At 68.6% G+C, this 15,068-nt stretch carries 13 protein-coding genes; 3 read left to right on the forward strand and 10 right to left on the reverse strand.

Translation table 11 applies throughout. The features are described 5' to 3' along the window. From VGB75_16675 to VGB75_16685, 3 genes are all read right to left on the reverse strand, one after another. On the reverse strand, nucleotides 1-1,776 hold the full coding sequence (locus tag VGB75_16675) for a S8 family serine peptidase (protein HEY0168682.1): 1,776 nt from the start codon (nucleotides 1,774-1,776) through the stop codon (nucleotides 1-3). A 160-nt stretch (nucleotides 1,777-1,936) separates the two neighbouring features. Further along, complete coding sequence (locus VGB75_16680; protein ID HEY0168683.1) at nucleotides 1,937-2,380, reverse strand: hypothetical protein; 444 nt, start codon at nucleotides 2,378-2,380, stop codon at nucleotides 1,937-1,939. 115 nt (nucleotides 2,381-2,495) lie between these two features. Beyond that, a complete protein-coding gene (locus VGB75_16685) occupies nucleotides 2,496-3,527 on the reverse strand; it encodes an acyl-CoA desaturase (GenBank protein ID HEY0168684.1) in 1,032 nt (343 codons plus the stop codon). Between the two features lie 275 nt (nucleotides 3,528-3,802). Between VGB75_16685 and VGB75_16690 the strand changes: the two genes are divergently transcribed. From VGB75_16690 to VGB75_16700, 3 genes are all read left to right on the forward strand, one after another. Then, on the forward strand, nucleotides 3,803-4,225 hold the full coding sequence (locus VGB75_16690; protein HEY0168685.1) for a DUF5313 family protein: 423 nt from the start codon (nucleotides 3,803-3,805) through the stop codon (nucleotides 4,223-4,225). Nucleotides 4,226-4,336: 111 nt separating this feature from the next. Beyond that, nucleotides 4,337-5,407: an NAD-dependent epimerase/dehydratase family protein gene (locus tag VGB75_16695; GenBank protein HEY0168686.1), complete on the forward strand. Its 1,071-nt coding sequence runs from the start codon at nucleotides 4,337-4,339 to the stop codon at nucleotides 5,405-5,407. A 180-nt stretch (nucleotides 5,408-5,587) separates the two neighbouring features. Continuing rightward, entirely contained in the window at nucleotides 5,588-6,436 is an 849-nt protein-coding gene (locus tag VGB75_16700) for an NAD(P)H-binding protein (GenBank protein HEY0168687.1), read from the forward strand. A 118-nt stretch (nucleotides 6,437-6,554) separates the two neighbouring features. Here the strand turns inward: VGB75_16700 and VGB75_16705 are convergent, their stop codons facing one another. From VGB75_16705 to VGB75_16735, 7 genes are all read right to left on the reverse strand, one after another. Beyond that, on the reverse strand, nucleotides 6,555-7,901 hold the full coding sequence (locus tag VGB75_16705; GenBank protein ID HEY0168688.1) for a cation:proton antiporter: 1,347 nt from the start codon (nucleotides 7,899-7,901) through the stop codon (nucleotides 6,555-6,557). A gap of 75 nt (nucleotides 7,902-7,976) precedes the next feature. Next, nucleotides 7,977-8,234, reverse strand: coding sequence for an acyl-CoA carboxylase subunit epsilon (locus VGB75_16710; GenBank protein ID HEY0168689.1), 258 nt, complete (start codon nucleotides 8,232-8,234; stop codon nucleotides 7,977-7,979). After that, the gene (locus VGB75_16715; GenBank protein HEY0168690.1) at nucleotides 8,231-9,817 is read right to left on the reverse strand and encodes an acyl-CoA carboxylase subunit beta; all 1,587 of its coding nucleotides are present in this window, start codon (nucleotides 9,815-9,817) and stop codon (nucleotides 8,231-8,233) included. Before VGB75_16715 ends, VGB75_16710 begins: the two co-directional genes overlap by 4 nt. Continuing rightward, a complete protein-coding gene (locus VGB75_16720) occupies nucleotides 9,814-10,728 on the reverse strand; it encodes an alpha/beta fold hydrolase (GenBank protein HEY0168691.1) in 915 nt (304 codons plus the stop codon). Before VGB75_16720 ends, VGB75_16715 begins: the two co-directional genes overlap by 4 nt. A gap of 248 nt (nucleotides 10,729-10,976) precedes the next feature. After that, a complete protein-coding gene (locus VGB75_16725) occupies nucleotides 10,977-11,729 on the reverse strand; it encodes a response regulator transcription factor (protein HEY0168692.1) in 753 nt (250 codons plus the stop codon). Beyond that, nucleotides 11,726-13,396 carry a hypothetical protein gene (locus tag VGB75_16730; protein HEY0168693.1) on the reverse strand — a complete coding sequence of 557 codons (1,671 nt, stop codon included), beginning with the start codon at nucleotides 13,394-13,396 and terminating at the stop codon, nucleotides 11,726-11,728. The genes VGB75_16725 and VGB75_16730 overlap by 4 nt, the downstream gene beginning before the upstream one ends. Continuing rightward, nucleotides 13,396-15,051 (reverse strand): tryptophan 7-halogenase, encoded by a 1,656-nt coding sequence (locus tag VGB75_16735; protein ID HEY0168694.1) that lies wholly within the window; start codon nucleotides 15,049-15,051, stop codon nucleotides 13,396-13,398. The genes VGB75_16730 and VGB75_16735 overlap by 1 nt, the downstream gene beginning before the upstream one ends. Nucleotides 15,052-15,068 lie beyond the last annotated feature (17 nt).

Consider the following 15,068-nt stretch of genomic DNA (forward strand, 5'->3'; position numbering starts at 1 on the left):
TCAGCCCCAAGTCGCAGCTGACCAGCGCGCCGAGGACCAGCGCGCGGAGGACCAGCGCGCCGAGGACCAGCGCGCCGAGGACCAGCGCGCGGAGGACCAGTCGGCGTCACTCCAGCGCGCGGAGGACCAGTCGGCGTCACTCCAGCGTGCCGAGGACCAGCGCGCCGAGGACCAGCGGGCCGAGGACCAGCGCGCCGAAGACCAGCGCGCCGAGGACCAGCGCGCGGACTCCAGGCTGTCGGTCGCAGATGCCCAACCCGAGCCGGTCCAGGTCCCGCCCATCCAGTCGCCACCCACCCAGGAGGACAGCTCGGAGGAGGCGGCCCACCAGGCGGGCGCGTTCCAGGGGTTGCCCTGCACGTCGATCTCGCCGGTCAGCGGGACCCCGTCGGCGTCGACCAGGCTGTCACCGCCCCGGGCCTCGTCCAGCGAGCCCTGACCGGTGGAGATCGGGAAGTCCTGTGCCGCCGCGTTCTCCAGCCCCGTGCGGGACGTGGACCGGTCGGCGCTGCGCACCGCCGACAGTGCCGCGGCGACGTCGAGCTGGCCGGCGCCGGCGTAGACCGAGCTGGCCGGCACCCGGCTGGCGGTGGTCACCAGAGCGGCCTTGACCTCGTCCGGGGTCAGGTCGGGGTAGGCCTGCAGCAGCAACGCCGCTGCGCCTGAGACGACTGCCGCGGCCTGGCTGGTGCCGCTACCGCGGAACAGCCGCCCGGTGGTGTCACCGGCGACCTGGCCCTCGGGGTGCGTGGTGTCGATGAACGAGCCGGGCGCCCGCAGCGAGACGATCGAGGAGCCGGGCGCGAGCAGGTCCACATGCCGCTGGACCGAACCACCGCTGCTGAACGCGGCCACCGAAGGCACGTTCCAGCCGGCGACGGTGTTCTTGCTGTCGGAGGCGCCGACGGCGATGACGTAGGGGTCGATGGCGGGGTTGGTCAGCCGGCCGGCGGCCGGGCCCTCGTTTCCACCGGAGACGACCACCACCAGGCCGTGATGCCAGGCGTTCTCAGCCGCGGCTGCCAGCGGGTCGAGCTGGTAAGGCTGCACCGAGTGAGTTCCGAACGACAGATTGACCACCCGCACCCGGCTGCCGTCGTAGTTGGTCTGGTGCTCGGTGATCCAGTTCAGGGCGGCGATCACCTGGCTGACGTCGGTGCTGCCGTCGGTGGTGGCCAGCTTCATCGAGAGCAGCCCGGCGTCCGGAGCGATCCCGAGCTGCACGGAGGGGTCCAGGCCGGGGATCGTCTTGTCGGTGAGCACCGCGGCATCGCGACCGGCGATGATGCCGGCCAGGTGGGTGCCGTGCCCGTAGGTGTCCTGATCGATGAGGACGCCGTTGGACTCGATCGAGAGGTCCGGGCCCAGGCTCAGCTTGCCCTCGCCGTCCAGGCCGCTGACGGCGGCCGCGCCGGAGTCCAGCAGCGCGACCGTGACACCCTGGCCGGTGATCTGCCGGTTGGCCGAGTCTCGTTGCTTCCAGACGGCCCGGGCGCCGATGGCGTTGCCCACCGTGTAGAGCGAGCCGGCGTCGGCGTCGGCCTTGTTCCTGCCGCGCTGATCCAGGGCTGCCTTGTCGGCGGCGCTGCTGCCCCATCGGGCGTCGTTGAAGGAGGGGGCGCTCAGGGGGCTCAGGGGACTCAGGGAGCCGGTTGCCGCCTGAGCCGAGGACTGGCTGATGAATGTGGACGCCGCGAGCGACAATCCGATGCTGGCAAGGCCCACCACGCCGGCCCGAGCCGCCCGTAAAGTCGCCGATTCACTGCACGTGGCCATCCGTGGCCTCCTTAACCGTGGGCGATCCCCGCCCGTACGCGAGTGACTACGTTTAGCCACTTAACGCGTACCGTACAGCTACATAACACAGATCTCAACTCGAAAGCCGGATTGGTCGGTTTAGCGAAACCGCGTGTCGAACTCAGCCCGTGTCGAGGGGTCAGCGCGCGCCCTCTGCGGGGGGCATCCGGCCGGAATCCTCGGCCCGCGCCCGGGTCGGGTCGGTCGCCGCGCTGTCAGTCCGGACGCCTGCGTTCGGAGCGCTCGCGCCAGCTGCGGTCGAGCCGGGGTGGGCCCGGCCCGAGGCCTGGGCCGCTGCAGGGTCGTCGAGGGTTGCCGCGCGCTCGCTGAGCCGACGGTTCTCCTTGACCAGCTCGCGGCGCTCGCGGCGCCGGCGCATGCGGTGCGCCGCGCCGATCCGAAGCGCCAACAGCCCGAGCGCCAGCACCGCCATGATCGCCAGGCCGGCGATGGCCAGCCAGTAGGCCGCGACGTCGTAGTCGTACTCGAAGACGTGGACCGTGATCGGCTCCTCGTTCTGGACGACGAGGATGATCGCCGCCGCCACCGCCGCGGCGATCAGGAGCAGGCCTATGAGGACCATCAGGGTTCCCCCCACATCAGGTCGGACGGGGCGTGCGCTGTTTGCAGCCCGGGCCAGTGGCTGCCGATTGTACGTGGGCACCTGCCGCGGCAGCGGTTGAGCGCGCCGACGCGCCTCAGCTATGCCGGGTGCGTCGCAGCGGGGCGCCCAGCTGGTGCAGGTAACCCAACGCGGCCTTGTAGGAGCCCACCAGGCTGGTCTGGGTATAGGAGATCTGGTGATCCTGGCAGTACTGGAAGACCAGTCCCTGCGCCCTGCGCAGGTTGGGGCGGGGCATGTTGGGAAACAGGTGATGCTCGATCTGGTAGTTCAGCCCGCCCAGCAACAGGTCGGTGAACCAGCCGCCACGCACGTTGCGCGAGGTCAGCACCTGGCGGCGCAGAAAGTCCAGCTCCTGCCCCGGGGCGATCACCGCCATGCCCTTGTGGTTGGGCGCGAACGAGCTGCCCATGTAAATGCCGAAGACCGCCTGGTGCACCGCCAGGAACGCCAGCGCCTTGCCGGGCGAGAGCACCAGGAAGACCCCAGCCAGGTAGCCCAGCAGGTGCGTCGACAGCAGCACCCACTCGGTGCGCCGGTGCCGGCGCTGCTTGCCCAGGATCAGCGAGCGCACGCTGGCCACGTGCAGCTGCAGGCCCTCGAAGCACAGCAGCGGAAAGAACAACCAGGCCTGGTAGCGGGCGATCAGCCGGTACGGCCCGCCGGTGCGGGCGGCGATGTGCGCGGTCGTGAAGGCCAGCACGCTCTCGCCGATGTCCGGGTCGTGCTCCTCGTGGTTGGGGTTGGCGTGGTGGCGGTTGTGCTTGTCCAGCCACCAGCCGAAGCTCAGGCCGACGAGCAGGTCGCCGATCAGCAGGCCGATCAGGTCATTGGCCCGCCTGGACTTGCAGACCTGCTGGTGGCCGCCGTCATGGCCGAGAAAGGCCAGCTGGGTGGACATCAGGCCCAGCACGGCCGCGATGCCCAGCTGGTACCAGGTGTCGCCGACCAGCACGAACCCTGCCGACACTCCGACGAAGGCGAGCACCGTGAGCGAGATCCGAACCGCGTAATGGCTACGGCGGCGCTGCAGCAGGTTCGCTGCCCGCACCTGCCGGCTGAGAACGGCGAAATCGCTGCCCCGGGCGGTCTGGGCAGTGGCCGTCAACGGGGTTCCCGCAGTGTGGTGCGCTCACAGGAGGCAGGCAAGGAGGAGGGCATGAGGCGACCTGACTGCGCCGCTGCCAGCGCGAGACTCCGACGGCGACGCTGGCCGCCGTCGGAATGGGAACGGATGCTTAAGACCCTACCCGTTTAACGGCTGCTGGCCAGCGTCGTCCGGGCGCGGATATCCTGGTGCGGCGCCGAGACGGCTGCGCCCGCAATGGCTGCGGCCCGTGCGAGGAGACGCCGCGCCGGCGCTGCGACGGGGGGAACCGCGACATGGACGCCAACAGCGAGCGTCGCCGGCCCACGGCCTGGCAGTGGGCGCGCTACAGCGTGGGCGCCAAGCTGCCCGCGGAGTTGTCCGAGTGGGTGCTGCATGACACCACCTGCCGAACCTGGGCGCTTCGCCAAGTGGTGCGTTCGCTGCTGGTGATCTCGCCGCTGATCGTGGTGCTGCTGGTCTTCATCCCCGGCCCGTTCTGGATCCGGGCGCTCAGCGCGCTGGGCGGCATGCTGATGAGCCTGATCTACTCCCTGGGATACCTCGTGGAGACCGCGGAGCACCGGCTGGTCAAAGCCGGCTATCCCGCCGGCACCGGGGCGGCCGTGCGGCAGGGCCGAGCTGCCGGTGACCGCTCGGCGGCCACCGACCGGCGTAGGGAGAAGATGTTCCAGCGGCTGGAGGGCCGGCGTCGCTGAAGCCTCTTCGCAGCAGGCGGTCCAGACCGGACTCGCCCTCCCCCGAAGAAGGCGTCCGGTCCGGCTGAGCCACTCCTCCGCCAGGGCCTCGGTGGCAGGCACACTGGATTCATGCGTATCGCTATCACGGGAGCCAGTGGAAATATCGGCACGGCGTTGCTTCGCCGGCTTGCCGGTGGTGAGCATGAGGTCATCGGCCTCGCTCGCCGGACGCCGGAGACAGTCGCGCCGTACAGCGGGGCGTCCTGGCACAGCGTCGACCTCACCGAGCCCGACGCCGTCGCCAGGCTGCGCACCGCCTTCGAGGGAGTGGACACCGTCGTCCACCTGGCATGGGGTTTTCAGCCCTCACATGACCTCGATTACCTGCGCCGGCTGGGTGTCGGCGGAACGGCGGCTGTCCTTCAGGCGGCTCAGCAGTCCGGCGTGGGGCATCTGATCCACATGTCCTCAGTCGGCGCCTACTCGCCGGCGCCGGGCATACGAGTCGATGAGTCGGCCGCTCGAGACGGCATCTCCAGCCTCGGCTACAGCCAGCACAAGGCAGAGGCCGAGCGATTGCTGGACACCTACGAGCGCACGGCCGGCGGCGAGCATCAGATGACAGTGAGCCGGCTGCGCCCCGGCTTCGTGGTGCAGCCCGACGCCGCCAGCGCCCTGCTGCGGTACGGGCTGCCGGGTTTCGTGCCGGCCAGGATCGTGACGCTGCTGCCGATCCTGCCGCTGGACCGCAAGCTGAGCATTCCGCTGGTGCACTCCGACGACCTGGCCGACGGCATCGTCCGGGTGATCCAGCGGCGCGCTCCGGGCGCCTTCAACTTCGCGGGCGAGCCGCCGGTGACCCGGGATGACATCGCCGCCGCGCTCGGCGCCCGGCCGGTGCAGCTGCCGGCCAAGGTGCTGAGCACGTTGGCCGGCCTCGGCTGGCACGCTCGGGTGCAGGCCCTGGACCCGGGCTGGATCGACCTGGCCTTCTCGGTTCCGCTGCTCAACACCGACCGGGCCAGGACCGAGTTGGAGTGGCGTCCTGCGGTCGACTCCCGCAAGGCCTTGAGCATGACCGTCCAAGCGATGGCAGAGCGTCGGGGAGCTCCCAGCCCGGTGTTGCGAACGCGCTCTGGCCTCGACCAGTTGCGCAAGCTCCTCACGTCCGGGCCGCTGGGCAACCGTCGGTTGCCCTGAGCCCAGATCCTCGGTGGCCTATGATCAAGGCACATCGGCAGGCTGCCCTCGTCGTCGTATCCCCCCGTCTAGAGGCCTGCTGACCTCGACAGATCCAGCCAACCTGCCTCCCGCTGCCGGACAAGACCGGAGGGCCGGCCAGTAGTGGTGCGGATCTAACCGCTACCAAAGGAGATTCCGTTGATACTCGTCACCGGCGCGACCGGAAACGTCGGTCGACCCCTGGTCGCCCAGCTGCTGGAAAAGCAGGCCAAGGTCCGAGCAGTCACCCGCGATCCGCAGGCAGGACGGTTGCCCGAGGAAGTGGACGTGGTCGGCGGAGACCTCGGCTCTCCGCAGAGCCTGGCAGATTCTTTGGACGGCGTCAGCGCGGTCTTTCTCAACCCCGCCGCGATCGGAGACTCGAGCAGCGAATTCCTGGCCCTGGCCGCCGCCCGTGGCGTGGAGCGGGTGGTCCTGCTGTCCTCGGCCTCCGTCGGGGACGAGCCCGCCGCTGAGGATGACCCCCTGGCGTTGTGGCACCAGCACATCGAGGCCGCGGTGCGCGCGAGCGGGCTGAAGTGGACCATTCTGCGCCCGGTCGAATTCGCCTCCAACGTCCTCCAGCAGTGGACCCCCCAGATCCGGCAGGCCGGAATGGTCTTCGAGGTCTACAGCCAGGCGACCACTGCGCTCATCCATGAGCGTGACATCGCCGCTGTGGCGGCTCAGACGTTGCTCTCGGACGAGCACGCGGGCCAGACCTACCTGCTGACCGGTCCCCAGTCATTGACCCGCGCCCAGATGCTGGCGACCGTGGCTGAGACCCTCGGACGTCCGGTGGCCATCCAGGACGTCTCCCGCGAACAGGCGCTGGAGGCCATGGTCACCTCCGGTTTTCCGCAGCCGATCGCCGAGTCCATCCTGAAGTTGCAGCAGCAGTCAGTCGGACACGACGCCTATGTCTCAGACGCCGTCGAGCGAATCACCGGCCGGCCGGCACTCACCTTCTCCGAATGGACACAAGATCATGCGGCCGACTTGGGATGAAGGCGCTAGCGCGATGATCTGAGCCGAACACAGCGCCCCACCTGGCGATAGCCAGGTGGGGCGCTTGTCTCGCTCCTCGGTCAGGCACGTTCGACTTGTTCAGGCACGTTCGACTTGGTCAGGCACGTTCGACCTGAGGCCTCGGCCAGAGGTCAGGTCCGCCCGCTGTCGACACCGTCTGCAGAGGAGCCGGCAGCTCCTGGTGCTGGGAGGCCGACAGCTCCGCCTTCTCACTGACGGGGCCATTGCGCCCTGGCCGCTGAAGCAGATCGAGCAGCGGCCCGGTCATCGCCGTCGTCACCAACGCCATCACCACCATCATCGAGTACGTGCGGTGGTCGAGGATGCCCAGCTGCACGCCGGTGGCCAGCACCACCAGCTCGGTCAGGCCGCGGGTGTTCATCAAGACAGCCAGGTTCGCCGACTGGCGAGTGCTGACGCCGGCCAGCCGGGCGGCGCCCATGGTGCCACCGAGCTTGCCGCCGATAGCGACCAGCAGGATCAGCCCGAGCGCGCCTACCCCGGACAACCCCAGCGTGGACAGGTTCACCTGGAGCCCGGCCATCACGAAGAACACCGGCATCAGCAACTGCCTGCTGATCTGTTCCAGCCGATCACAGATCTGGATCCGGATCCAGTCGTTGGCGCCTCGAGGCAAGATGGCGCCGACCAGGAAAGTGCCGAAGATGTAATGCAATCCCGCCCACTCCATGAACGCGCCGGCGCCGAGCAGCGAGGCGACGACTATGGTGAGGATCCGGCCGGAGCCTGCTTGGTCGTCGGGGGGGTTCATCGACGAAGCGCCGAGCACCCGGTTCAGGACCGGCCTGCCGATGAAGAACACGGCGAGCACGAAGGGCACTACCAGGGAGATCCGCCAGAGCGGGTTACCTCCCGTGCCGGCGATGGCGACCACGGCGGCCAGCATCGTCCACGCGATCAGGTCACCCACCGCCGCGCTACTGAGCGCCAGAGAACCCAATGGAGTGCGAGTGATTCCCCGATCGTCGAGGATCCGCGCCAGCACTGGAAAGGCGGTGATCGACAACGCCGTCCCCATGAACAGCACGTAGCCCAGTCGGTCTCCCGGCAGGTGGTCTCGGGCCAGCCACAGCGCCGCGCCCACTCCCAGCGTGAACGGCACCGTCGTGGAGCCCAGGACGATCACCCCGGTCTTGGCCCGCAGCCCCCGCAGAAGCTGGTGGTCCACCTCGAGGCCCACGATGAACATGAAGAACGCCACGCCCACCATGGCCAGCGCCGACAGCAGCGGTTGGATCTCGACGGGGAACATCACCCGGGTGATCCCGCCGTGGAACAAGGTGGGTCCGGCCAGGATGCCCAGCACGATCTCTCCGACGACAGCCGGCTGGTGCATCCATCGGGCCAGCGCGCCGAATACTTGAGACAGGACGAGGATGACACCGAGTGCGACCAGCAACTGCGCGGTCTGATGAGTGTTCATCCCGTCGCTCCCGCGACTTCGGGATCGATCTGGACGGTCATTGCGTTGCCCTTTCGGGGAAAGGAAGGTAGGCCGCTAGACAGCGAAGTGCTGTGGTGTCACCTGGCCGCCAAGCTCGATCGCAGCGGCCTGCCAGGTGCGCGGTGGGTCAAAGTGCGGCGCCTGATCGGGTGTGCGCCAGGGTGCGGGCGGGGGACTGCAGCCGGCGGGCTCGGCAGCCGCCGCGGTGGCCCGGCCGGTGCTCAAGACCGCCACCAGCGCAGCCAATTCATCCGCCTCTGGCTGGCCTTTCTCGATCCGCAACAGCACTGCGGCGGCCTGCGAGCCGGTCATTGGGGTGGGTTGCCGTGCTTACGTCGTGGCAGCGCGGCATCCTTTCTCCGCAGCATCTCCACTGAGCGGATCAAGGTCGCCCTGGTGTCCCGTGGGTCGATGACGTCATCGATGAGACCCCGCTCGGCCGCGTAGTAAGGGTGGGCCAGCGCGGTGCGGTACTCGTCGATCCTGCGCAGCCGGAGCTGATCGGGATCGGGGGCCACGTCGAGCTCGCGCCGGTGGATGACGTTGACCGCGGCCTCAGGACCCATCACCGCGATCTCGTTGGTCGGCCAGGCCAGGGCGATGTCGGCGCCGATCGACCGCGAGTCCATCACGATGTAAGCGCCCCCGTAGGCCTTGCGCAGGACCACCGAGATTCGCGGCACCGTCGCGTTGCAATAGGCGTACAGCAGCTTGGCGCCGCGCCTGATGATCCCGTCGTGCTCCTGGTCGACTCCCGGCAGGAAGCCGGGCACGTCGACGAGGGTGATCAACGGGATGTTGAAGGCATCGCAGAATTGGACGAAGCGCGCGCCCTTCTCACTCGCCTTGATGTCGAGCACTCCGGCCATCACCGACGGCTGGTTGGCCACGATCCCGACCACGTGGCCATCCAGCCGGGCAAAGGCGCAGACGAGGTTGGCCGCCCAGGCAGCGTGCACCTCCAGAAACTCACCGTCGTCGACGAGTTCGGAGATCACCTCGCACACGTCGTAGGCCCGGTTGGCCTCGACAGGCACGGTCTCGGCCAGCGAGTGGCAGTACCGGTCGACCGGATCGGTGTTGGGGGCATCCGGCGGCAACTCGCGGTTGTTCGACGGTAGTAGCGACAACAGGAAGCGCACGTCGGCCAGGCATGATTCTTCGTCGTCATAGACGAAGTGCGCCACGCCGGACACCGCGGCGTGGATGTCGGCGCCACCCAACTCCTCAAGGGTGACATCTTCGCCGGTGACCGCGCGGACCACGTCCGGGCCGGTGATGAACATCTGCGAGATGTCGCGGACCACGAAGACGAAGTCGGTCAGCGCGGGTGAGTAGGCGGCGCCTCCCGCGCACGGCCCGAGCATCACGCTGATCTGCGGGATCACCCCGGAGGCCTTGGTGTTGCGCTGGAAGATCCCGCCATAGCCGGCCAGCGCGCCGACGCCCTCCTGGATTCGCGCGCCGGCGCCGTCGTTGAGCGAGACCAGCGGCGCCCCGGCTGCGAGCGCGAGGTCGATGATCTTGTGGATCTTCTCCGCATGCGCCTCTCCCAGGGCTCCCCCGAAGATCCGGAAGTCGTGGGCGTAGACGAAGATGGTGCGCCCTCCCACAGTCCCCCATCCGCCTACGACGCCGTCGGTGTGCGGTCGTTTGGCCTCCATGCCGAAGCCCGTCGCCCGGTGCCGCCGCAGGGGCTCGACTTCGGTGAAGCTGCCCGCGTCGAGCAGGCGCTGGATCCGCTCCCTGGCGGTGAGCTTGCCCTTGGCGTGCTGCCGCTCGGTGGCGGCCGGATCGATGCCGTCCCTGGTGAGCTCCTTCAACCGCTCGAGCTCACCCAGCAGATCGGAACGGCCCGAGACCTCAGCCCGCGCCGCGGCGGTCGAGCGCGTCATGTCCCCACCCTGTCCATCGCCATCTCCATCATCGGCCCGGCCGCCAGCACGGCGCCGGGGGTCGCCTCGGCTCTACTTGTCACGCAGTCCTGCACAAAGGCCAGCGCCCGCAGGTGGTAAGAGCGCGCCGCCCAACCCAGGCTCATGTTGTGCCCGGCCCCGGGCTGGCTGTCGAAGACCAACCTCGGTGACCTCAGGTGCCCGGTCAGCTCAAGGACCGCGCGCTTGTCATGCCTCCACCAGGACTCATGCTCAGCGAAGGTCAGGCGCAGCGGCACGCCGACGCGGGCCGCCACGGCGGGAAAGACCGCCGGCCAGCTCACGACGTCGCGACGCTCGCGCTGGGGCATGGGAGCGACCACGGTGGCGCAGGCTTGCAAGGCGCCCGGCGGGTACAGCGACGAGGGACCCCAGTGCCGCGAGGACCTGCTGTCGCTCAGACCGGCGTCTATCTCGGACCTGCTGAGGGCATAGCGGCGAGCGCATCCGGAGATGTCCAGACCCAGGAACTCCGACGGAGCCGCGGACGCCGCCAGGGTCAGCGCCACCTTGGCGCCGTAGGAGTGAGCCAGCAAGAAGACGCCCGCTCCGGTCCGGCGTCGAGCGGTGAAGTCCGCCAGCGCGGCGCGCACCGTTGTCGCCTGCTCACCGCGGCTCTGCCCTTCCGGCAGCGCGGCGCTGGAATCGCCGTAGCCCGGCCGGTCGATGGCCAGGACCGTGTACCCGAGCCGCGCTCCCAAGCTCAGCAGCGAGAGGTCAGGATGGGCCTGCCCGTCGAAGTAGCCGGCTGTCATGCCGCCGCCGTGCAGGGCGACCACCACCGCCCGGGTTTCGCCGGGCGGCTCTTTCAACAATGCCGACAGGGTGATTCCGCCTGCGTTGAGAGTGACACGGCGGACGCCTGCAGACATTGCGCGCCATGGTGCGGGTGAAGGCATGGGTGCTCCGCTCTGGAGAATGCGATGTGCGAGGAGTCAGAGACGCCCGCCACTGCCACCCGCGGCCGGCGACAAGGACTTCCGGCGCGGCGCTAAGCCGCGGTCTCGGGCGAGATCGGGGCCGGGTGGGGCGGGGGTCGAGTTCGGGGGTCGAGTTCGACGGCCACAGGACTTGGCCGTCGGGGCGGCCGAGCACGCCGGCCAGTTCCCTTGAGCGTGTCTCAGCCTTCTCCCATCCGAAACCCGACCCCGCGCACCGTGATGATCCAGCCGCTGGAGCCGAGCTTGGCCCGCAAGCTGCTGACGTGGGTGTCGATCGTGCGACGCGACCAGGACTCCCCCCAGACAGCCTCGGTCAGGCGGCTCCTGGTGATGACGGTGCCGGGATGGCTGGCGAGCAGGTAGAGCAGGTCGAACTCCTTGCGGGTCACGTCGATGATCCGGCCGGCGACCCGGACTTCCCGCAGGCGCGGATCTATCTCGAGGGACCCATGGGTGATCTTCTGAGCCTCGACCTCGACCACCGCGTGCTGCACGTGAGCGCGGCGCATGAGACCGTCGATGCGCGCTGTCAGCTGGCGAAAGTCATACGGCTCCCGCAAGTAGTCATCCGCGCCTGCCTGAAGTCCCAGCACGCAGTCCAGCTCAGTGCCCCGCTTGGCCAGCGCGATCAGCGGGGTGTCGCAGGCAGCCCTGATGTCGCGACAGACTTCCAGGCCGTCCCGGTCGGACAGTTCCAGGTGCAGCAGCACCAGCTCTGCCGACCAGTGCGCCGCCAACGCCGCTTGGCCGGTGTGCACGCACTCGACCTTGTGGCCGAGCTGACGCAGTCGCACGGCAAGCGCTTCGGCGTCGGCGTCGTCGCGGTCGACGAGGAGCACGTGCCAGCCCTGCGGCCGCGCGGCCGAGCTCTTGTCGACGGTGAAGGAGGCTGGCCGCTCGGCCAACAGCGAGCCCATGACCTGCCCGCTCACTGCTTGCCCTCCGTGGCATCGAACGCGGAGTGCCGCCCTTGATCCGGCACGGCGGTGATGTTGTCGGCGGTCAGCATGCCGCGGTAGGCCTTGGGAGCCACCGTGAACGTCCAGGCCAGTAGCTTCAGGCGGGTGGGCAGGCTCAGCCGGTACCGCCGCGCCGCCGGGTCACCGAACTTGTAGAGCGGCGGGATCACCCGTCTCTGGGACAGGAGCTTGAACACCCGTCCGGCCGCGACCGTGGGCAGCACCGCCTGCCGCTCCACCGCCTTCATGGCCTCGGCGCACCCGTCCACGGTCTTGGCGATGCCAGGAGCGAGGTCGAACCAGCCGACACCCTGATCGAACTGGGAAGCCGCGGCCCAGTTCCCGGCGCGCACCGCGTCGAGCCGGACCTTCTTCAACGCCAAGGCCGAGCTGATGCTCCACAGCAACCAGGCCCGCAGGAAGGCGTTCCACGACTGGAAGGACCGGGTCGCGATCCGGCCGGCGTGGGAGAAGTCCTCCTGATAGCTCAGCAACGACTGCTGGAACCGCTCGATATCCCGCATCGCCGCAGCGCTGGCCTCTGGCGTGGCCAGCGCTCCAGGCGCCAGCAGGATGGCCGCGCTGGCGTGCACGAGCTCGAGCAGCAACGTGAAGTCCTGCCCGAACAGCACCTCGCCCCGGTCCAGCCCCAGCTGCAGGACGAGTGCGGCGCTGCGATCCTCCCTCACTGAATCGCCATTCGGTCCGGTCCTCGCTCCTGCGTCGCTGCGATCCTCCCTCACTGGATCGCCATTCGGTCCGGTCCTCGCTCCTGCGTCGCCGGTCTGCCGCCAGGGCCCCTTCCTGCGCGCCCCACGCAACTGCAGCCCGATGTCGGGATACCGCTGACACAGCGCGGTCAGCGCCGCGTCAAGGTCGCCGGACCCGCCGACCTCGGAGGCAGGCACGCTCACCGACACCGCGCACCCGGCGTTCCGCGAGCCGGGGTGGTTGCCGAACGCCGCGACCTGCACCCAACCGCCACGGAAGCCGTGCACCGTGGCGCCCTCGCTCCAGGGCTGGGTGTAGCCGTCGTCCTTCGGGGGCTTGATCTGCTCGAACGGCGTCACGTCCTCGAAGTCGGCGGTGCCCGAGAGCATGCCCGGTTGGGATGCCGACGTGCCAGCGCACACCAGCGTCACCGCGTGCGCCCCCGTCCCGGGCAACGGCCCGGTGGTGTAGCGCGCTCCGTAACGCTGGGCCAGCTTCTTGGTGTGCCGCTGCACGTCAGGCAGGTAGGCATGCCACTCCGCATGCTCACCCGGCACGCTGAACTGCACGTTCTCCGAGCGGTCATGCGCCCGGCCGGATCGGTGGTAGACGAACCCCAGGCTCTGCTTCACGCCACTGCTGGCCTGCAACCAGGCCGGCAGTCTGCCGAACATCGCCAGGTCGGCGATCTCAGGCACCGAGAACCGGTCGGCCAGCAGGTGGAGCAGCTCGGCGGTGTAGGGAACCGTGGTCACCGCGACCGGGGCGAGTTCGGCCTCCTGCGACACCGTCACCTGCAGGCCGCCGCGAGCCAGGATCATGGCCAGCAGGTCCACCCCGATGCCCGAGCCGGCCAACCTGACATCACCGTCGACGGGCTCGAGCATTCGATCGTCTGCCCAGGGGACCTTCTCCAATTGCGCGGTCATCAGAAGATCCGCCGGCCGCGCAACTTGAGCTTGATCGCCTGGCGACCGTTGCTCAGCATCATCTTCCCGACCTCCGGGTCGGCCTTGGTCATGGCCCAACGAGCAGTCTTGATCAGCGTCTTGCGCGAGGGGCTGAGGAAGCGCTTGTCGCGGTCGGCGAACCCGAAGTGGTCCGGCACGAAGTCGGCCTCGACGAGGATCTTGTAGAGGGTGTCGGCCGCTGCCCGCGGCGTGGTGGTGCCCGCCTCGACAGCGTCGAGTTGAGCGACCATCTCGTCGAAGAGCTTCTTGAAGCCGGCGTGGTCGGGCCAGTAGAGGCCGAGCGCGTCGGCTTCCTCGATGTCCTTGAAGTGCTGGTCATTGCGGTCTGACAGGAACTTCGTGATCGCGCTCTGCAACCGGAAGGTGCCGGCGTTGGAGCCCCATGCCCAGATCCGGAACACCGCGGTCCACAGGTCGTAGTCGTCGAAGGAGATGAACGCCGCGTTGACCAGGGCGTCGTTGTAGTCGAGCAGTCCCTGCTGCAGGCGGTCGATGTACTCGAACCGCTTAGCCGAGAAGTCATCGTCCCTGACGGCCTCGATCAAGCGCCAGGACAGCGCGTTGATCGACTCGGCGGTGTTGGACAGGCCCCGGGAGAACAACGGGTCGATGAAGCCGGCCGCGTGCGCCAGCAGGCACCAGCGGTCGCCGACGGTCTGCTTGGAGGAGTACTGCAACCGATCGGTGGACACCCATTCGCGCATGGCCTTCGCCCCGGCGTACTGCCGCTCGACGTCAGGGAACTTCGCCGCGTAACGCCTGAACTCGTCCTCGGGCGACTCCCCCGGCACCTTGGGGTACCTGCGCTCATCCATCGTCAGGCCCACGCTGCACAGCGGGTTGCGGGAGTTGACATGGTTGTCGAAGGCGATCACCCAGAACCAGCCGCGCTCGAACATGTGGTGCACGGTGCCCGAGTACCACGGTGTCGGCGGCTTGTCCTCCGGCGCGGGGTCGAACAGGTCATCGGTGCGCGTCACCCCGATCATGTGGTTCCACAACGAGCGGGAGTGGTGCTTGAGCCGGCTGGGCTCCTCGCGCAGGTTGAACTTGTCAGCGATCGGAGACCGGAACCCACTGGCGTCCACGACGTACCGGGCCCGGACCCGGCTGTCGCCGGCGTGCACGGTGACGCCGTCCTCATCGAATTCGACGTCGTCCACCCGCTTGTTCTGCATCGGGGTGCAGCCGTACTTCACCGCGACTGCGAACAGGTAGGCGTCGGTGTCCTGCCGGTACAGGTGGCTGGCCTCGTGCAGCAAGCCGGGTGTGCCGAACATGTTGACTTCCTTCGGGTCCTGCTTCTTGCCTTCGTGGTGCAGCATGAACCCGAAGTTCTTCTTGATCCCGAAGACCGGGCCAATGACCTTGGTGCAGTTGGTGAAGGTGGCCAGCGTCTTGATCTCGGGAACGTCGTAGCGCTCGGCGATGGTGCGCAAGGTGACCAGCGTGTAGGGAATGGTCGACTCGCCGATCGCGAACTTCGGGTGCTGGCCGGCGTCGATCAACGCCACCCGGACTCCGTTGCGGGCCAGCACCGCGCCGAGCATCGACCCGGCCAAACCGGAGCCCAGGATGGCAACGTCATAGACGGTCTCTTCTATGTTGCTCATGTGTTTTCCTCCTCTGT

The organism is Jatrophihabitans sp. (assembly GCA_036399055.1).
GTDB lineage: Bacteria > Actinomycetota > Actinomycetes > Mycobacteriales > Jatrophihabitantaceae > Jatrophihabitans_A.